Source organism: Arcicella sp. BE140 (genome assembly GCF_031456255.1).
Lineage (GTDB): Bacteria > Bacteroidota > Bacteroidia > Cytophagales > Spirosomataceae > Arcicella > Arcicella aquatica.
Genome location: NZ_JAVDUE010000002.1, coordinates 1 through 20,860, shown reverse-complemented (window position 1 = coordinate 20,860; position 20,860 = coordinate 1). Strand labels below are relative to the sequence as shown.

The 20,860-nt window shown below is 37.2% G+C and carries 12 protein-coding genes; 9 read left to right on the top strand and 3 right to left on the bottom strand.

The window, feature by feature from the left end:
- Positions 1-2: 2 nt before the first annotated feature.
- The 7 genes from J2Y60_RS03305 (at position 3) to J2Y60_RS03275 (ending at position 14,364) form a co-directional block, all read left to right on the top strand.
- The gene (locus tag J2Y60_RS03305) at positions 3-1,817 is read left to right on the top strand and encodes a RagB/SusD family nutrient uptake outer membrane protein (protein ID WP_309913242.1); all 1,815 of its coding nucleotides are present in this window, start codon (positions 3-5) and stop codon (positions 1,815-1,817) included.
- A gap of 129 nt (positions 1,818-1,946) precedes the next feature.
- Positions 1,947-3,608 carry a DUF4957 domain-containing protein gene (locus tag J2Y60_RS03300; protein ID WP_309913239.1) on the top strand — a complete coding sequence of 554 codons (1,662 nt, stop codon included), beginning with the start codon at positions 1,947-1,949 and terminating at the stop codon, positions 3,606-3,608.
- A gap of 75 nt (positions 3,609-3,683) precedes the next feature.
- The gene (gene pelA, locus J2Y60_RS03295) at positions 3,684-4,751 is read left to right on the top strand and encodes a pectate lyase (protein WP_309913236.1); all 1,068 of its coding nucleotides are present in this window, start codon (positions 3,684-3,686) and stop codon (positions 4,749-4,751) included.
- Between the two features lie 134 nt (positions 4,752-4,885).
- Positions 4,886-9,601, top strand: a complete 4,716-nt coding sequence (locus J2Y60_RS03290) for a pectinesterase family protein (RefSeq protein ID WP_309913233.1) — start codon at positions 4,886-4,888, stop codon at positions 9,599-9,601.
- A 30-nt stretch (positions 9,602-9,631) separates the two neighbouring features.
- The gene (locus J2Y60_RS03285) at positions 9,632-10,585 is read left to right on the top strand and encodes a pectinesterase family protein (protein WP_309913230.1); all 954 of its coding nucleotides are present in this window, start codon (positions 9,632-9,634) and stop codon (positions 10,583-10,585) included.
- 498 nt (positions 10,586-11,083) lie between these two features.
- A complete protein-coding gene (locus tag J2Y60_RS03280; protein WP_309913226.1) occupies positions 11,084-12,082 on the top strand; it encodes a DUF4382 domain-containing protein in 999 nt (332 codons plus the stop codon).
- 245 nt (positions 12,083-12,327) lie between these two features.
- The gene (locus J2Y60_RS03275) at positions 12,328-14,364 is read left to right on the top strand and encodes a serine hydrolase (protein WP_309913223.1); all 2,037 of its coding nucleotides are present in this window, start codon (positions 12,328-12,330) and stop codon (positions 14,362-14,364) included.
- Positions 14,365-14,771: 407 nt separating this feature from the next.
- Here the strand turns inward: J2Y60_RS03275 and J2Y60_RS03270 are convergent, their stop codons facing one another.
- The 3 genes from J2Y60_RS03270 to J2Y60_RS03260 form a co-directional block, all read right to left on the bottom strand.
- Positions 14,772-15,947, bottom strand: a complete 1,176-nt coding sequence (locus tag J2Y60_RS03270; RefSeq protein WP_309913220.1) for an acetyl-CoA C-acyltransferase — start codon at positions 15,945-15,947, stop codon at positions 14,772-14,774.
- Between the two features lie 139 nt (positions 15,948-16,086).
- Positions 16,087-18,486 (bottom strand): 3-hydroxyacyl-CoA dehydrogenase/enoyl-CoA hydratase family protein, encoded by a 2,400-nt coding sequence (locus tag J2Y60_RS03265; protein ID WP_309913217.1) that lies wholly within the window; start codon positions 18,484-18,486, stop codon positions 16,087-16,089.
- A 199-nt stretch (positions 18,487-18,685) separates the two neighbouring features.
- Entirely contained in the window at positions 18,686-19,216 is a 531-nt protein-coding gene (locus tag J2Y60_RS03260; protein ID WP_309913214.1) for a GNAT family N-acetyltransferase, read from the bottom strand.
- 165 nt (positions 19,217-19,381) lie between these two features.
- Between J2Y60_RS03260 and J2Y60_RS03255 the strand changes: the two genes are divergently transcribed.
- Positions 19,382-20,284 carry a LysR substrate-binding domain-containing protein gene (locus J2Y60_RS03255; protein WP_309913210.1) on the top strand — a complete coding sequence of 301 codons (903 nt, stop codon included), beginning with the start codon at positions 19,382-19,384 and terminating at the stop codon, positions 20,282-20,284.
- Positions 20,285-20,303: 19 nt separating this feature from the next.
- Complete coding sequence (locus J2Y60_RS03250; RefSeq protein ID WP_309913206.1) at positions 20,304-20,774, top strand: Lrp/AsnC family transcriptional regulator; 471 nt, start codon at positions 20,304-20,306, stop codon at positions 20,772-20,774.
- Positions 20,775-20,860: the final 86 nt, after the last annotated feature.

Genomic DNA, 20,860 nt, shown 5'->3' with positions numbered 1-20,860 from the left:
TTATGAAAAAGAAATTAGTAATTCTCGCGGTACTGTCTATGTTTATGACATCCTGCAAAGACTTTTTAGAACCAGATTCTCTATCAACTTTCGATACAAACTATATTTATTCAAACGTAGATGATGCCCGCAAAGGAGTAAATGCCATCTACGAGTCTTTCGGACAAGATGCTTTTCGTTCAAGACTTTCGAACAATATGACGGGGAATACCGACATCGAGCACCAAAGTGGTTGGTCAAGCACGGCAGACCGTTATCAAATTTGGGATTTAACTGCTGTTGCCACCAATGCTGACTTGCGTATTATGTGGAATGCGGCCTATACTGCTATCAGAAACTGTAATGTTGCTATCGAAGGCATCGAAGCTAGTTCTGCATTAAATTCTACTGATATTGCTACTTCTAAAAAAATGTATAACATGCTTGGTGAGGCGTATACTATGCGTGCTTATTGGTATAGTATGTTAACATTTTATTTTGGCGATGTGCCAAACGTGCGTCAGGCACCTAAAGCTGGTAATGATTTCTTTTTACCGAAAGAAGACCGCAATGTAATTTTAACGCAGGTTATTAAAGATTTGATTGATATTGAAGGAAAGATGTCGTGGGCTGACCAAACTAGTTACGGAATCGAGCAAATCAACCGTGAATATACCTTAGGGATGATTGCTCGTTTAGCCTTACAAAGAGGAGGTTATTACCTTACTCCTGCCTTGGCAATGGAACGTAAGTCAGATTACTTAGACTATTATAAAATTGCAAAAGAGTACTCTGAAAAATTAATTACGCTAAAAGACCGCCCTTTGCCTACCGATTACAGACAAGTATTTTTGAATGAATCTAAGTTTGTAACACCAACCAACAGCGATATTTTATTTGAAGTACCCTTCGCCAATGGCAATGGCGATGTAGGCTGGAACATAGGTATTACGGTAGATGGTGGTACAACGGCTGCACATAGTTATGGGTCAGGTAGTAATTATATGGCTATTCCTCCTACTTACTATTTCTCTTTTGATACCCTTGACATTCGTCGCGATGTAACTTGTGCCTTATACAAAATCAATACTAGCGGTCAAGCCATTTTTGTAAACAGTTCAATGAACATTGCTCAAGGAAAATGGAGTCGTTGGTTCTTGGATAAAGCTCCGGGTGCATCTACGGCTAAAGGTACGGGTATCAACTGGCCAATGTTGCGTTATTCAGATGTATTATTGATGTTGGCTGAAGCAGAAAATGAAATCAATGGACCGACTTCAATTGCACAAGAAGCGTTAAAAAGAGTACGCCAAAGAGCTTTTGATTCGAAATATTGGCCAGAAAAAGTGACTAGCTATATAACGAACATTTCGGGAAGTAAGCAAGCATTTTTTAATGCGATTGTGAATGAAAGAGCTTGGGAATTTGGTGGTGAAATGATTCGTAAATATGAATTGATTCGCTGGAATTTATATGCGAAGAAGTCACAAGAAACCGTAACTGCTATCAAGGAAATGGGCGATGCCGCATTGACTGGTACGGGGAAATACTCAGAATTGCCAGATTATATGTACTGGAAAAGAGATGCAAGTGGCAATTTCAAAGTATTGAACCCAAGCCGTAAATATGTTGGTGTACCAGATGCGTCTTGGACAAGAGTATCCTTTTTGGCTAGCTTAAAACCAACAGCAACTACTTATCAAGATTGGATTACGAAAGATTGGGATAAGTATTATAATGGACCAGTTCCGGGTATAGCACGATACATTTTCCCTATTCCGGCAGAAGCTATTACCAACAGCCAAGGAAAATTGCTGAACGACGGATACCAGTTTTAAGAGAATGGTGAATGTATAAGTTGTGAATTAGTGAATAATTCATTGAATATATTTTAAACGTTAAAATCGTTTATGCATAATTCACTAACTCACAACTCATCACTAAAAAAAATAAACAAAGAAATACTCATGAATAAAATACATATAAAACAAAGTTTAGCAGTAGTATTAGTGAGCTTAGGGGCTTTCTTTGCTTGCAAAACTGAAGATGAAATTACCGCTGAAACTCGTCTTTTTAGACCTGTTTTGAACAAAGAGCTTTCTGCTAAAAATAATACCATTATCGTAAATATGGGTAATATTAAAGCAGCTACAGGCTATACAGTAGAAGTAAGTAGAGATACTTTCAAAACGACTGATTACTCTTTTAAAGTTGATACTAACTATGTAGTGGTTGACCAAACTTTATTAAAAGGCGAATCTCTCTATTGGAATACTACTTATCAAGTTCGTGCAAAAGCCCACGCTCTTAAAGCAGAATTTGATAGTAAGGTTTCGGATTTAGGTAGTGTAAGGACAGAAAAATTCCCAAGTATCATGGTGACGCCTACTGCTGCCGATGTGATTGATGTAGCCGCTAGAGTAAGATGGGCGACAGGTGGTGTAGCCATTACCAAAGTAAAGGTTTTTGCTAAAACAGACTTGAAACTAGCTACGCCATTGGCTCAATACGATGTATCTGAAGCAGACCAAAAGGCTGGAAGTACTATTATTAAAAAATTGAATCCGCTTACTACTTATCAATTGGCTATTTATAGTGCTGATGGAACGGTAAAAGGTTGGGACAATTATACAACTATCAGTCGTGCAGTAGATACTAGTAGCCCTAACGTAATAGACTTATCAGAAAGCGATGACCCAAATGCACTGAATGCAGCGTTATTAAATGTAGTAGAGAAGGGAATCATTGTGTTGAAAAAAGGTGCTACTTATGTAATGCCTACTAACAATTTTGATAAATCAGTTACCATAACAAGTGCTTATGGTTTTGGCGAGCAAAAAACAATCATTACTACTTCAGGTGGTGGAAATATCGGTACTGGCGTAACGTTAGATTATCTCCGTTTTAATAATATCGAATTTATTGGTGCTGATATTGGTGGTAGTTATATTTTCAACCCTAATATTGCTACTTTAACTACCGTGAAAGAGCTATCGTTTGATAATTGCATTATCTCTAATATGCGTGGAGTATTACGTATCAGAGCAAAAGCTTTCGTAAACAATTTCATTATCAAAAACTCTATTGTTCATCAGATTGGTACTTATGGGGTATTGACAACTGATACAGACGGAGCTGGAAATGCAGCGGTTGATAACATTATTTTACAAAGCAGTACGTTTAGCAAAATCAATATTTTCTTGACATCTCGCCAAAATTCAAATTCTGTTGTCATTGAAGACTGTACTTTGAGTGAAATTGCGACAAATGGCGGTTCATTATTCAACTGGCGTGGTACTGCGGTTGGTCTACGTAATGTGACGAATGGTATTAAAATAGCTAACTGTATTTGGGGACACGCTTGGGACCAAGCAGGGACTTCGGTGTTGACTGTCCGCGGAAAATCTGCTGGTTTAGATGTTACCAACTTTACGGTATTGAATACTTATACTACAGGTGACTTTGGTTATGTAGCAGGTACTGAAATCTCGGGTTTACCTTCGTTTACTTATACTAAAAAGGCATCAGAACTTTGGGTTAGCCCTTATTCTGGTTTAAATTTCAACTTCAAAGATGCTACCTTCGCTGGTCGTAAAGACACTGGCGACCCTCGTTGGAGAGTAAAATAACCTGATTGATTAGTAGTTTTTAAAAGAAATTTCTTTTAAAAACTACTAATCAATTTATATTATATCCCTAAAATCATGTATTATAAAATCCTACTTTGTGTTGCTTGTTTAGTAAGCTTTGAGATGATTGCTTGCAAAAGTGTACAACCAATCCAAAATACTCAAGCAACTGCTTACCCTCAAGATTCTGTAGCAGAAAGAATGCTTTTGTATCAAAGAGATAACGGAGGTTGGCCACAGCCAGGCGGTGATGCTATCAATTATAACTTGACGGTTTCAAGTACTTTGAAAGCAAAATTATTATCAGAGAAAAAAGTATATGATACTACAATCGATGATAAAGCTACCACCAACGAAATCACTACTTTAGTAGGAGCTTATAAGAAAACTCAGAATCCAGCTTATATTCAAGCAGCTGAAAGAGGTATCAAGTATTTATTGGAAGCTCAAAACAAAGCAGGTGGTTGGGGACAATTCTTTCCTGATACTTCAGGCTATCACAAGCACATCACTTATAATGATAACGCCATGATTGATGTGATGAATGTATTGAGAAATACAGCAGAAGCTAAAAATAATTTTGAGGTAGTAGATGCTTCATTAAGACCACAAGCTAAAGAAGCAGTACAAAAAGGCATTGCTTGTATCTTGAATACCCAATACAAACAAAATGGTAAACTTACAGCATGGTGTGCTCAACACGACAGAGTGACTTTGCTTCCTGCTAAAGCCCGTAAGTTTGAATTACCTTCATTAAGTGGTGCTGAAACAGTGGGAATTATCCATTTTTTAATGGGTATTGACAATCCCTCTCCCGAAGTAAAACGAGCTATCAATGCCGCTGTAAGCTGGTTAGATGCTGTAAAATTGGTAGGTATCAAAATAGAGGAGGTAAAAGACCCATCGCTTCCTAAAGGTAAAGACCGCCTTGTTAAATCAGACCCTAATTCTACGCTCTGGGCAAGGTTCTATAATTATGAAACGAATGTCCCTTTCTTTACTGGTAGAGACAGCGTACCGAGAGCTACGTTAGCAGAAATTGAAAATGAAAGAAGAGTTGGCTATGCTTATTACGGCATTTGGCCAGCCAAACTTTTAGCGGTTGATTACCCTAATTGGGTTAAAAAGTGGGATAAAAAATAATTTTTGTAAAAAACTACACTACAACAATTTAAACACACCCTGCTTTGTTAGCAAATGACAAAGCAGGGAACAAAACAATCTTCAAAAAGTATCTTTAACCTTTTTAACGGAAAACATATTTCCTGAAAAAAACGATGAAAACTTCTTTGCTATTTAGTGAAGACAAAAAAGCTTTTTTTTTGTCTGTAATACTCCTTTTGTTTTTTTCTTCGATACTCAATGCACAACAACTGGCATTTCCCACTGCCGAAGGTGGCGGTCGTTTCGCTAAAGGTGGGCGTGGTGGCACAGTTTACGAAGTAACTAATCTCAACGATACTGGCACAGGAAGTTTAAGAGATGCCATCAGTCAGCCTAATAGAACAATTGTATTCAAAGTCTCAGGTGAAATAAAACTGAAAAGCCGTTTACAAATCAAGCAAAGTAATATTACCATTGCTGGACAAACAGCCCCAGGTCAAGGTATTTGTATTACGGGCTATACTGTAAATATTTCTGCTTCGGATGTCATCATACGCTATATTCGTTGCCGTTTTGGTGACGACAATGCCGTTGATGATGATGCCATGAACAGCTGGAATCATCTTTTTGAAAACATCATTGTTGACCACTGCTCAATGAGCTGGTCAATTGACGAAACAGGCTCATTTTATGGCATTCGCAATTTTACGTTACAATGGTGTATCCTCAGCGAAAGTTTATTTAATTCAAAACATGATAAAGGGAAACATGGGTACGGAGGGATATGGGGAGGTGCTAATGCTACTTTCCACCATAATTTAATTGCACACCATACTTCCAGAAATCCACGCTTTGGTGGTACTCGTCCGGGATACATTCCATACCCTGCTTCAGAAGAATTAGTGGATTATCGAAACAACGTATTATATAACTGGGGAAACATTAATTCGTCTTATGGTGGCGAAGGCAGTAGAATCAATATGGTCAATAATTACTATAAACCAGGGCCAGCCACTCCGGGAAGTCTTACTGTTAGTTCTGCTTCAAATAAAAGAAACCGCCTTCTTTATTATTCGAGCTATGTAGTAGATAATGAAACAGATACTACGTGGGGCGGTAAATTTTATATCAATGGGAATGTAGTAGCGGGTTATCCAGATGTATCGGCAGACAACTGGGCAAAGGGTGTACAAAAAGACGGCTATGCAAAGGTTGATGCATTACTAGCAGTAGCCCGACAAAGTCAGCCATTCGCAACCGCACCTGTGCGTACACAAACAGCAGAAGCTGCATATTTATCTGTGTTGGATAGTGCAGGAGCTATACTTCCTAGACGTGATGGCATTGATGCCCGAATTGTAAGAGAGACAACTTATGGTACAGCTACTTATGAAGGTGCGGCCTATGCTACTATCAAAGATACTGGGGTAAGTCATCCTTCTGGTATTATTGATAGCCCTTCGGATGTGGGAGGCGTGCCTAAATATGGTTCAAATACTCCGTATAAAGACGCTGACAAAGATGGAATGGACGACCTTTGGGAAATAGCCAATGGACTAAATCCCAACAATGCTAGTGATGGAAACTCAGTAGGTACAAATGGTTATACCAATTTAGAGAATTTCTTGAATGGTATTAATAAAGATACAGGTACAGGCGAAATCGCTGGTGGTTCTGTCATTATAGATTTAATGGGTTATGATGCTGTAGTTGCCCAAGATGGTACTGGTTCATACAAGACGATACAGGCTGCCATTGATGCCGCCCCCGTCAATAGCACAAAACCTTATAGAATCTTTATCAAAAATGGGAAGTATCTTGAAAAGGTATCAATCGTTGCTAACAAAACTTTTATCCATCTGATTGGTGAAAGTGCCGCTAAAACTATTATTTCATGGAATGACTATTCTGGAAAAGTAAATCCCGCAGGGGGAACATTCGGCACAAGCACCTCGGCAACATTAACCATCAAAGCAGCCGATTGTTATTTACAAAACTTGACAGTAGAAAACACTACAGGCGATGCCCCACAAGCTTTGGCTATTTCGTTGGAAGGAGATAGGAATGTAGCGAAAAGCTGTATTTTTCTAGGTGGACAAGATACTGTATTAAGTAATGGAGACGGTAAAAGACAATACTTTAAAAATTGTTATATCGACGGTGTCGTTGATTTTATCTTCGGAAGTGCCATTACTGTTTTCGATTCATGTATCGTATATGCCAAAGATCGTGTCGATAAATTGTCGGGGAGCTATATCACAGCCGCTAACACGCCTAATACTCAAAATTATGGCTATGTTTTCAGGAATTGTATTTTACCTACTAATACTGGTGTAACTGCTTATGTGCTAGGCAGACCTTGGCAAAACGATGCTTCTACGGCTGATGTAGCGAAAAAATACAACAAAGTGGTTTTCTTGAATAGTATCTATGGCAACAAAATAGTAAAACCAGAAGGGTGGTCAACATGGGATAGTGGAACAAATACTGCTTTAATTACCTATGCTGAATACAAAAGCAGGCGTTATGATGGCTCATTGGCTGATATTAGCAAAAGACTATCATGGTCAAAACAATTGACAGATGCCCAAGCATCGCCATATTACGACAATACCAAAATATTTGGTGATTGGAATCCATGTACTACCACCACAGATTTTTGTACAACTCCTAAAGCTGAAATCGTAGCTGTCAATATCAAAACGGTAAAAGGAGCGAACCTTTCTACTCCTACTACTTTTTCATGGAATATTGCTTGGGCGATGAAAGACCTCCGCTATGAACTATACAGAAGTACCGATAATAAGGTTAGCTTTACTAAAATCAGTGAGACCGTTGCGACTACCGATACCCTGATAAATTTTAGTATGACTGACACCGCTCCTGTGGCAGGGAAGACCTATTATTATTTATTAAAAATAAGCAAAACGGGTTTTAAGGATTTTGTTTCAGATACCCTAACGATTTCAAGTGTTCCAACCATTACCATTGCAGGAACACCTAAAGATTTTATGCAAGGCTTGGGAAAGGCCTCCTCAGCACAAGTATATACGCTGTCTGCCGAAAATTTAGCTGATAAACTTAACATCAGTATCCCAACTAATTTTGAGGTTTCTATTGATGGAGGGAAAACGTGGGTTGATACTAAAAGTAGTGTAAGTATTGCACCTACAAACGGCAGTATCCCTTCTACTAATATACAAGTACGTTTGAATAGCACGCTGGCAGGAACTTTCAGTGGAAATATTATACATACCAGTACTGGAGCAACCAGTAAATCCATCACTGTAAACGGCACTACCCAAACAGATGCCCTGCCTGTTTCTCAACGACTGGCTTATTGGTCAATGGTAGTATCAGATGCTGATAGTTTGGCACTAAGAGCGAAGGGTGTAATTGTTGGTAAGCCCGTTTTAAAAAAACTTAGTTTATCCAATGGCTCTGTAATTCCTGCTTATTCAACACTACATGGACAAGCTTTTGCCCCTTCAACAGATGGTGGCGGACTTTGGACTACCGCTGGGGGAGGCTTTGGCAATAATTTGAGCCGTTCATCTTATGAACAATTTACCATTAAAGCTTCTGCTGGTTATGCGGTAAAGGTAGATTCTATCAGTTTAAAAATGGCTTTGTATGCCGCTGCCACTGGTAAATTTGCTGTAGTTTATTCAAAAACAGGCTTTAAATCAGATTCTGCTGATGTTTCTGGTGGGCTAATCGCTGGTGTACCTATGCTCAGTACAGCTAATGCTTCCTTTGCTAATCCTGCTATTCCAGTATCAGAGCCAAGTGCCACCGTTACTTTATACCAAATAGCCCTAAATGGTGCCAATGGTATTAACTTAGCTACTGGCGATTCTTTAACTATCCGTATGTATTTTAGTACAGGCAGTTCAAGTGCTGGTCGTTATGCCAAAATCAAAGATTTAAGTTTATTAGGCTCAACCAAGGAAACGCAGCCTGCTACGCTCAATATTATTCAGTCTCTGACCGATTTCACTTATATGGTTGGCAGTAATTCACCTGTTCAAACGTATTCTATTTCGGGCGAGAACCTAAGCGATGATATTAGCCTGACGGCACCGAGCAACTTTGAAATTTCAAAAGATGGTACTACTTGGGTTACTTCAACGGGGGTCTTAAAATTAACCCAGTCTGCTGGAAAAGTCGCTAAAACCACTATTTATGTAAGAGCAAGCATCAATACTGCTGGTACGTATACTGGTAATATTATTCATACTACGACAGGACTGAATGCGATTACATTACCGATAAAAGCTATTTTAACAGCCTCTGCTCCTACCCTAACAATTTCACAAAATTTACAAGACTTTACTTATCTGATAGGTTTGTCAGTAGCTACGCAAAGCTATAGCCTAACGGGGGATAATTTACTCGGAGAGGTAGTATTAACACCTCCTCCGCATTTTGAAATTTCGATTGATAATGCTACATGGGTAAATGCGGCTTCGACCTTAAAACTTACTCCGTCCGCGGGTAAATTATCACAAACGACTATCTATGTAAGATTGACCGCTAAACTTATCGGTACTTTTACAGGAGATATTAGTCATGCTTCGTCTGGTATGAGTACTAAAATGCTAGCGTTGAAAGGAATAGTAAGTAGTCCTTTGGGAATAGAAGAAGAACCTGTTAATAAAATATTGTTTGGTCCTAATCCATCACAAAATGAATTAACGGTTTTTCATCCAGTAGCCAAAGCAACTTTAAGTATCTTAGGGACTTCTGGACAAAAAATTCAGAGTGTCAATACACAATCTAATAGTACTTCAACTATTTTAGACCTCAATCACCTATCTTCAGGAACATACTTCCTTGAATACCTCAATGGTGATTATCGGGAAGTGTTGAAGTTTATCAAAAATTAATGATCAAGCATTTATCAAAAGTATTTATTTATGAAAACTAAAAGTGTCTTTCTCTGCTTTCTACTGTTATTGATAGCCAATATTTTGAAGGCACAGCAATATGATTTTGTAGTTGCTCAAGATGGTAGTGGACAATTCAAAACCGTTCAAGAAGCCATCAATGCCGTTCCTGATTTTCGTAAAAAACCTACGACAATTTTTATCAAGAAAGGTACTTATAAAGAAAAATTGGTATTGGCTGAATCAAAAGCCATGGTGCAATTCATAGGAGAAAGCCTTACTGAAACCATTCTTAGTTATGATGATTATGCACAGAAAAAGAATATTTTTGGCGAAGAAAAAGGGACAACAGGTTCGGCAAGTTTTTATGTGTTTGGGAATGAGTTTTCAGCTAAAAATATCACCTTTCAAAACTCAGCAGGACCAGTTGGTCAAGCAGTAGCTATTTGGGTAAAGGGTGATAAAGCCAAATTTGAACATTGCAGGTTCTTAGGTTTTCAAGATACCCTTTATACGTATGGGCACGAAAGCAGGCAATACTATTACGATTGCTATATAGAAGGAACTGTTGATTTTATCTTTGGCTCATCTACGGCTCTCTTTGAAAAATGCACTTTGTTTGCCAAGAAAAACGGTTACCTAACAGCGGCTTCGACACCAGAAAATAAAGCATTCGGCTACGTTTTTAACAATTGTACCATCACAGGAGATGCCGAGGCTAACACTTTTTATTTAGGCCGACCTTGGAGACCTTTTGCTAAAGTAGTATTCATACAATGTAGCCTTGGCAAACAAATAAGACCAGAGGGGTGGCACAATTGGGATAAAGCAAGCAATGAACAAACAAGCTATTTTGCTGAATATAAAAACACAGGCGAAGGGGCAAACACTGACAAAAGAGTTCCGTGGACACATCAGTTAAGTGATGAAGAAGCGAAGGGCTATACCAAAGAAGCTATTTTTGGTGATTGGAAAGTAGATTAACATACCAAAGTTTTATATTATAAGTATCATTTGTTTCACACTCATTATTCTTCAATGCTAAAGTTCATTTAAGCAATTGTTACCAGTTGTTTAAATGAACTTTTATGTTTTTATCACATTCTTCTTAGTGTATTCCTCAGGTGTGTCCCAAAAATTACCCACTTTATACTCACTTCTCCTCAATTTATCACTTATTTTCATGTTGTTTGATTTTCCTTTCAAAAACGATTAGTTCCTAAAACTTCATTTTTCATCACACAATGATGTGAAGTGTCACATTAGTCATTTTTTATAAATAATTAATAATCAAATATTTATAAAAAAATCGTCTCACTTTTATGGTATCACATCAATAGGTATTTCCTCCATTCATGTACATTTCTTTTATGTTGATTAGACAAACAGGCAAATTAGACACTGCGAAATAGCAGTAATTAGAAAAACAATTTAACTGAAAACCCTAAAAATCAAACGTCCAAATTTAAACTTTAATGTCTTATGAAAACTAGAAAAATCCTTGTGTATGCTTTATTGGCTTTAGGAATTATTACATTACAATGGTCATGCAGTAAAGATGACGATAACGTAACGCCCGCAGCTACTGAACAAGACCCTAATGCGCCAAAAGGACAAGTGAAAGTAGGTATTACTGATGCTCCGATTGACAATGCCGAAATTAATGGTGCTTTTGTAACCATTACAGAAGTAAGATTAGATGGAAAAAGATATGATGGATTTCAAGGACCCAAAACAGTAAATATTGCTGAACTTAACAATGGTAATTTCTTAACATTGGTTGATGGCAAATTCCAAACTGGTACGTATAGTAAACTAACGTTTGTATTTGACTATGAAAAAGACCAAGCTGGTAATGCCCCAGGTACGTATATCTCAAAAGTAGATGGGACTAAAACCAAGTTAGCGATTTCTGGAAATGCTAGAAACTCGCTTGATGTAAACAGCAAACCTTTTACAGTTAGTGAAACTGGCACTACTGATTTAATGGTTGATTTCGATTTAAGAAAAGCCATTAAAACTTATGAAGAAAATGCTAAGAAAAACTATTCATTTGTTACTTATGGCGAATTGCAGTCATCAGTAAGAGTAGTTAATAAAAGTGCTACAGGTACTATCACAGGCCATGCCAACGGATATAACTCTACTATGATGGGAAAAGTGGTAGCCTATGTGTACAAAAAAGGAGAATTTAATCCAAGCACTGAAGCCAAAGGACAAGGCGATAGTTCAATAGAATTTAAAAATGCTGTTTCAAGCTCAGTAGTTGATGGAAACGGTAATTTCAAAGTATCGTTCTTGGAACAAGGTAATTATGAAATACACTTTGCATCTTATAAGCCTTCAGGCGATGCTAATTCATCATTGACATTAAATGCGTTATTGAATGTATCGAGTGCATTAGATTTGAATACTATTGCAGTACAATCTAATACCAACGTATCGGTATCATTATCAATAACAGGGGTAATAGGTTTATAATATTAAGAGTGATGAGCTTTGAGATTTAAGTATTCCGCTGATGCGGTTTAAACGCTAACTTATCAACATCGTTTTTAAGACTATTTAACACTCCTTATTTAATAAGCAAAAGCTTCAATTAATGTCCATTAGGCATTTGTTGAAGCTTTTACTTTTGTAGAACCAATGACCTTCTATAAAATATCGTGTTCAACATGAAAGACTTAAACGCTTTTTTCGTTTTTTATAGGCTAACACGATATAATATGTCTAACAGATATCTTCTTTCTCTTATCTTTTTATTATTGCTGTCCAACCTGAGTGTTGGACAAAAAATTATTAAAGGTAAAACACTGCATAAAAACTCTAAAGAACCTATTCCTTATGTTAATATCGGGGTTGAAAAATCAAATATTGGTACTATTTCTAATGCTGACGGAAGCTTTTTAATTGTTATTCCTCAAAATTTGAGTTTAGATACTTTAACTTTTTCAGCCCTTGGTTTTGTAAAAAGAAGGATTCCGATAAAATTACTAGCACATCAAAAAGATATTAATATCCTTTTGAATGAAAAATCTACATTGCTCAATTCTGTAACTGTCAGTGCGACTAAACAGAAAAATAAAAAGTTTGAATTAGGCAATAAGACCTCTAATGGTGGTACGTATGAACCCGATACAACTTATGCTGGGCGATGTATTGCATTACTCATCGAAAACAAACAGGCGTATATTGAAAAAGGGCTTGATTTTCCTGCTTTTTTGGAAAAAGTAAGCCTTAGGATATTCAGAAATAACCTCAAATCATTTAAGTTTAGAATCCGATTAAATGCTGTTGATAGTTTGACTGGTCAACCTAGTGAAGACCTTCTTCAACAAAGTATTATCGTGGAGTCTTCTATGAAAAATGGCTGGCTGACTTTTGACCTTTCCCATTTGAACTACTTAATCACAAAACCATTTTTTGTAAGTTTTGAACAAATACTTGATTTACACGACAGAACAGCTATTGCTGATGGCTATAGAACGTTTATGCAAAAGTATCCTGAGAGACTAAAAACTGATACGGTTGAGTTTGAAGGGAAAAAGGTAGTTCGTCAAAAAATCATAAGGGGTGGAATAGATTTACCGGGTACATTTATTGGCATATCTACCTCCAATAGCAATGGTTATACTTGTTTTGCCAGAGAAACAAGTTTAGGCGAGTGGAAAAAAGTAAGGGGTATTGTTACAGCCTATATCACGGTGGGTAATCAACTAATCTCAACCGAAGCAATAAAAACAAGTATAGAAATACCTTGCAAAGATGCGATTGAGTGCCTCATAGAAAAAAACTGTAAGGATTTTATCGACGAAAGTGGAATGAACGGCTTACAGGTTTGTGTTAGTAAAGGAAATAAGATAAAATATTCAATTAATTTAGGCTATGCAGATGTTGCCAACAATATTCCTGTTACGGATTCTACCCGTTTTCGGATAAATAGTATCTCCAAAGCGATGACTTCACTTGCATTAGTCAAGCTTATTTCAGAGAAGAAACTTGATTTAGATGCTCCTGTCCAACAATATCTTCCCGATTTTCCTCCAAAAAAATATACAATTACTACCCGACAATTGGCTGGTCATTTAGCTGGCTTTCGTGATTACAAAGAGGATGATTTGAACGATTATATTCGCACCGAACATTTTGATAATGCCATTCAGGCACTGAAAGTATTCAAAGATGATACTTTGCTTTTTAAACCTAATACTCAATTCCACTATTCTAGTTTTGGTTGGAATTTAATTGGTGCCGTCATTGAAGGAGCAAGCAAAGAAAGTTATTTACAGTACATGAGAAAAAATATCTGGCACCCTTTAAAACTATCCTCTACTTGTGGAGACGATATAAAAAGTACTATCAACAATAGAAGTAAATTTTATGATGTCACAGGACAAGAAAATGATTTGGGAGATTTAAGTTATAAATATTCAGGCGGTGGGCTTTTATCAACGGCTAAAGACTTAGTAACATTAGGGAATGAAATCCTACATGGTAATTATTTTGACCCAACTTTAAAGAAGGCACTTTTTGAAAGTCAGTATACCACTGATAAGCAAGCAACGGGTTATGGTATTGGCTGGTACACAGGCAAAGACAAAAATGGACATCGCATCTGGTATCATGCGGGCGATTCCTTTAGCAGTAGTTCATACTTAATTATTTATCCAGACGATGATATTGTAATCGCCTTTCTTGGCAATTCACAGGAGGGTGTGATGTTTAATGTACAGAATATTGGAGAGTTGATTTATGGGAAGTAGTGTTGAGTTTAAATTATAACAGAATTAAGTCAAATTTTTTATTAATTTCTAGCGAGGGACTTAAGTCCCTCGCTAGAAATTAACACATTGATTATCATCTATTTATATACTTATGGGTAATCGATACTCACTAGTAATAAATAAACATGAGTCATCCCGAATTTTCTCATAAAATAGTGAGTTTTGGAGGATTTGTAAGTATTATCGTCTTGTCCTTACTTTTCTTTTCTTGATAAAAGAAAAGTAACAAAAGAAAATCAAGAATTCCTAAACTCGCTCCGCTCAAACAGTAGGAATTCGGTATTTATCAATCATAAAAAAACGGTCTAAATTAGTTTGTAGACCGTTTTTTATGCAATTTTAAAATTCGGGATGACTCATGTTTTCAACTTAACGCATTCGAAAAACTACAATAACTCATAAATACCAGCTACGCCTTGGCCGCCACCAACACACGCTGAAACCATTCCGTATTTTTGATTTCTTCGACGCATTTCGTTAAATAATTGTATAGAAAGCTTTGCCCCTGAACAGCCTAGCGGATGTCCTAAAGCAATAGCACCTCCATTGACATTAATCTTCGAACGGTCTAAGTCTAATTCCTTAATTACCGCTAACGATTGCGCTGCAAAGGCTTCGTTTAGTTCTATTTGGTCAATATCATTGATGTTCAATCCTGCCTTTTTCAACGCTAATGGAATAGCAGCCACAGGACCAATACCCATAATGCGTGGCTCTACGCCAGCCGTGGCATAAGTAACCATACGAGCGATAGGCTCAAGATTTAGTTCCTTCACCATTGCCTCTGACATTACCATGACAAAAGCCGCACCGTCAGACGTTTGTGAGGAATTACCAGCCGTTACCGTTCCTCCTGCTGCGAAAACAGGTTTTAGGTTTGATAAAGCTTGCATTGTTGTTCCTGCACGTGGGCCTTCGTCAGTATCGACTACATATTCACGGGTTTTCTTTTTGCCTGAGTTTGCATCAAAAAACGTTTCTTTCACCGTAATCGGCACGATTTCATCTTTGAACAAACCATTCGCTTGCGCTGCTAATGCCTTCGTATGCGAAGCTACTGAAAACTCATCTTGCTCTTCACGAGAAATATTAAATTGTTCACGTACCTGTTCGGCTGTTAGTCCCATGCCGATATAATAATCAGGATGTTTTTGAGCAATTTCAAAATTCAAAGCCATTTTATATCCTGTAGTAGGTACTAAGGACATCGACTCTGCTCCGCCTGCAATAATACAGTCTGCAAGACCAGCATGAATTTTAGCCGAAGCTAAAGCGATTGCCTCGATACCTGAACCGCAATAGCGATTAATAGTAAAGCCTGGAACATTTTTAGGCAATGATAATAAAGCGATATAGCGTGCAATCTGCATGCCTTGCTCTGCCTCTGGAACGGCATTGCCTACAATCAAATCATCTACACGCGTAGGGTCTAGGGCAGGCACTTGTGCCACCAAATGTTTGATAACTTCAGCCGCCAAATCGTCTGGTCTTGTAAAACGGAAAACACCTCTTGGGGCTTTTCCAACAGCGGTACGATAACCCGCTACTATATATGCGTTCATTTTTTTTAGCTTTTTTATAGCTGTATTATAGCTTTGAGCCATGAGCCTTCAGCTTTGAGCCATAGTGTACCTTGATTTTAATTGATTACTTTTAACAATGAAAGCTGTCAGCTCATAGCTTAAAGCTCACTGCTTAATCCTAATTCCTCAACGGTTTTCCACCATTTAATAAACTCTGGATACGCTCTAATGTCTTTTTCTCTGCTGAAAGCGACAAGAAAGCTTCACGTTCTAGGTCTAGTAAATATTGTTCTGACACCAACTGTGGATAACTCAAATCTCCTCCAGAAATCACATACGCTAATTTTTCAGCAATTTTTGCATCATGGTCTGAAATATATCTACCCATTTTCATACCTTGAACTCCTGCTTTAAATAAGGCTATACCAGCTTTACCTTGTACTCTGATATCGTTGCGTTTTTTAGGCTGAGTATATCCTGCTTCTGCTAATTCAATGGCTGCTTGTTTGGCATCCGCAATGAGGCGAGAACGATTTAAGACAATCTCATCTCCACGACGCAAATAGTTCATCTCATAAGCTTCTTGTGCGGAAGTACTTACTTTTGCCATGGCTATATTCATGAAAGCATTTTGCAACGTATTTAGTTCAGGGTCACCATTTTTGTATAAATCTGAACAACGCAATGCCATTTCTTTCGTACCACCACCCGCAGGAATTAACCCTACGCCTACTTCAACCAAGCCCATATAAGTTTCTGCGGACGCTACTACCCTATCAGCATGAAGATTGATTTCGCAACCACCACCCAATGCCAATGAATGTGGCGCAACGACAACTGGGATTGATGAATAACGTACTCTCATCATGGTTTGTTGGAACTGAGCAATCATCATGTTGATTTCGTCGTACTCTTGTTCAATAGCAAACATAAACAACATCGCCAAGTTGGCTCCTGCTGAAAATGCTTCTGTACTATCGTTTCCAATCACTAAACCACGAAAATCTTTTTCTGCCAAACTGATTCCTTTCTGAATGCCTTCTATCACGCCAGCACCAAAAGTGTTCATTTTTGAACGGAATTCTAAGCCTAAAATGCCATCGCCCAAATCATATACGTTGCTCTCTGCATTTTTCCAGACAATGTTATTAGACAAGTTTTCTAGAATAATAAACGATTCCGTGCCAGGAATTACCTTGTATGATTTAGTTGGAATATCATAATACAAACGCTTTCCTCCTTCTCGTTTATAGAAAGTCTTTGCTCCCGACGCTAACATTTCGTGTACCCAGTCTGCTGATTTCATGCCTTCAGCTTCCATCAAAGCAAGTCCTTTTTCTACACCAATAGCATCCCATGTTTCAAACAAGCCAATTTCCCAACCAAAACCTGCGCAAATAGCGGCATCAATGCGGTATAATTCATCCGAAATCTCAGGGATTCTGTTGGTTACATACCTGAAACCATCTAAGATAGTTTTTCTATAAAATTCCCCTGCTTTGCTTTTGTCTGCTAATAAAACAGCAAAACGCTCTTTCAAAGGCAAGCTTTTAGTTTGCTCAAAAACAGCAAATTTTACTTTTTGAGAAGGCTCATATTCAAAGGTTTTTAGGTTCAAGGCTAAAATCTCTGATTTGCCATTCGCTCCCTTTATTTTCTTATAAAATCCTTGACCAGTTTTATCGCCTAACCATTTTTTCTCCTGTAACTTTTTCACCATTTCTGGCAAGATAAAAGTATCTTTTGCGTCGTCGTTGGTTAGTCCTGCATACAAATTATTCGAAACGTTGATGGTAGTATCTAAACCCACCACATCCGACAAACGGAAAGTTCCTGATTTCGGACGACCTACCACTACAGATGTCAACTTATCTACTTCCTCCACTGTCAATCCAAGCTCTTCTACTACCTGCATGGTTTTCATCATCGAATACACACCCACACGGTTAGCAATAAAGGCAGGAGTATCTTTACACAAAACGGTAGTTTTGCCAAGATAACGATCGCCATAATGCATCAGGAAATCTATAACGGTAGTATCGGTGTTTGGCGTTGGAATAATCTCCAATAGTTTCAGATAACGAGGAGGGTTAAAAAAGTGTGTCCCACAGAAATGTTTTTTGAAATCTTCCGAACGCCCTTCCGCCATTAGATGGATAGGAATCCCAGAAGTATTTGAAGTAACCAAAGTACCTACTTTACGCAAAGCATCTACTTTTTCATACAATGATTTTTTAATAGCTAAATTTTCAACAATTACTTCAATTACCCAGTCGTATTGACTGATTTCGGCTAAATTATCATCAAAATTGCCCAGTTTTATTCTATTGGCAAAAGATGCAGAATACAATGCCGCTGGATTAGCTTTTAAAGTTTGTTGAAAGGCGTCGTTTACAATACGATTACGCACCGCAGGATGATCAGTGCTAAGCCCTTTGGCTTTTTCAGCATCGTTGGGTTCTTTTGGAACAATATCCAAAAGCATGACCTCAACGCCTATATTAGCAAAATGGCAAGCGATACGGCTTCCCATAATCCCAGAGCCCAAAACGGCTACTTTTCTAATTGAACGGTTCATGTTGTTTGTTTTATAAAAAATATAGGTAAAGTTAAATAAAAATAAATTTGTTATGCAAGCATACTATTTAATTATTTCTATCTTTCACAAAAAAACAAAAATCCCCACCAAGGGTAGGGATTTTGTGTATTAACCTTTTCTAAAAATTCACACGAATAGTGTAAATATTGTTTGTACTCACTTCTTTTTGAATGAGTATTTATACTTTAAGTATATTCAATTCTTTTGTCATTAAATAATCCGTCTGTTCATCATCCCCTAACATAAAAACATGGGTTCCATTTATTTCAAACCCTTTACTTTTATAAAAGTTCAATGCTTTCAAATTATACTCCCATACACCCAACCAGAGCAGGTCACAGCCTGCAGCCTTTGTTTTTTCACAGCACTGCTCTAATAACAATCCTCCCAACTTTTGTCCGTGGAATTTCTTTTTAACGTAGATACGTTCTAATTCTAAGGCATTTCTATCCGAAAATTCGCTTTTATTTACCCTAAGTTTAGCATACCCAACCGCTTCGTTATCAATTTCTACTATTAAAAAAATCGTTCCATCTGTCTGAATTTCAGATAATATCTGTGCTTGGTTGAAATGTTTAGTCAAATAAGCTTCTAGGTTCTCAGGAGTATTTTGTGCGCCATAAGTATCAATAAAAGTTTCTTCACTAATCTTACAAATCAAAGGCACATCTAAGTAATCTGCTTCACGAATTTGGATACTTTTACTCATATCAACAAGCTCTTTTAAACGTATAATATAATATCTACAAATAAACCATTTTCTATTTATAATAAAAAATGCTTAATTTATATCAACTTATGCTTTTTAGGCATAAGTCAAAACTTCTGCGCTTATCTATTTTTTTTACTTCCTGACTCTTTAAATTTAAAAACAATGGATTTTAGACAGCTATCTTATTTTTTAGGTGTTGCTTCCGAGCTTCATTTTTCTAAAGCTTCCGAAAAGCTTTTTATTGCTCAACCTGCTTTAAGTCGGCAGGTTCAACAATTGGAAAATAAATTAGGAGTATTGCTATTCGAGCGAGACAAACGCAATGTAAAACTTACGCCCGCAGGCGAATATCTCAATAATGAAGCGCAAAAAATTCTGTCGCAATTAGATAATATCAAACACAGAACTCAACTGATTCATAATGGTGAAGAAGGCGAAATTAGGATTGGACACCCTGGTTCTGCTATTTATTCGGTCATTCCTCCGCTTTTGTCTGAACTAAGACTCCTCTTTCCTGCTATCAAAGCGAACTTATCAGAGATGTTAGATAGTTTTGTCATTGAAGCATTGAAGAAACATGAAATTGATGTAGCCTTTATCCGAGAACTTCATCCTGATAAAGACCTTACTTCTAAAATTATTTTTAAAGAGCCTTTTGCCTTAATTTTGCCCACATGTCATCCAATTAATGAAGATACCTTTAAAAGTTTGGCACAGGTAAAACATGATAATTTTATTTTACCGCCTCGCAATTCGAGTTCGGTTTACCATGATTTATTATTGCGACTTTGTGAACGAGAAGGCTTTTTACCCAATGTAGTCCATGAATCAAACTATGGGGCTACTATTTTAAAGTTAGTAGAGCACAATCTTGGCATTTCATTAATGCCTATTTCTTACAAACATAGTTCGGCCATGAAAGTAAAGTTTATTGAGCTTAAAAATATTTCAGAGCAAACTAATCTCTCTATCATGTGGCGAAAAGATGATACTAATCCTGTGTTGCAGAATTTCTTAAAAATCGCTGATTCCTTAAGTTTTAGTGATTCACTTCCCATTAAATAATCTTTTAATTACCCATAAAATGGCAGCATTAGATAACATAGATTTAAAAATCTTACAGTTTCTGCAAGCAAATGCGTTGATGACCAATAAGGAAATTGCTGCAAGACTTAATTTAACAACAACGCCTATTCACGAAAGGATAAAACGCCTTGAAAGTGAAGGAGTGATTGAAAAATATACGGCTATTCTGAATAAATCTAAGCTTGGGAAAAGTTTGGTGGTGTTGGTGGATGTAACCTTAAAAGAGCATGCAGCTAGTTTTCTAGAGCAATTTGAAAAAGATGTTTTACTCTTGCCAGAAGTTGTAGAATGTTATTGTATTTCTGGAGGATCGGATTTCTTATTAAAAGTATTGGTAAGAGATATGGATGAATACCGCCATTTTATTTTACACAAATTAGCGACGCTCTCAAATATTGGAAATGCTCAAAGCAGATTTGTAGTCAACGAAATAAAAAGCCAAACGCCCGTGCCGATTGAGGTGATTTAGTGATTTAGTGATTTAGTGATTTAGTGATTTAGTGATTTAGTGATTTAGTGATTTAGTGATTTAGTGATTTAGTGATTTAGTGATTT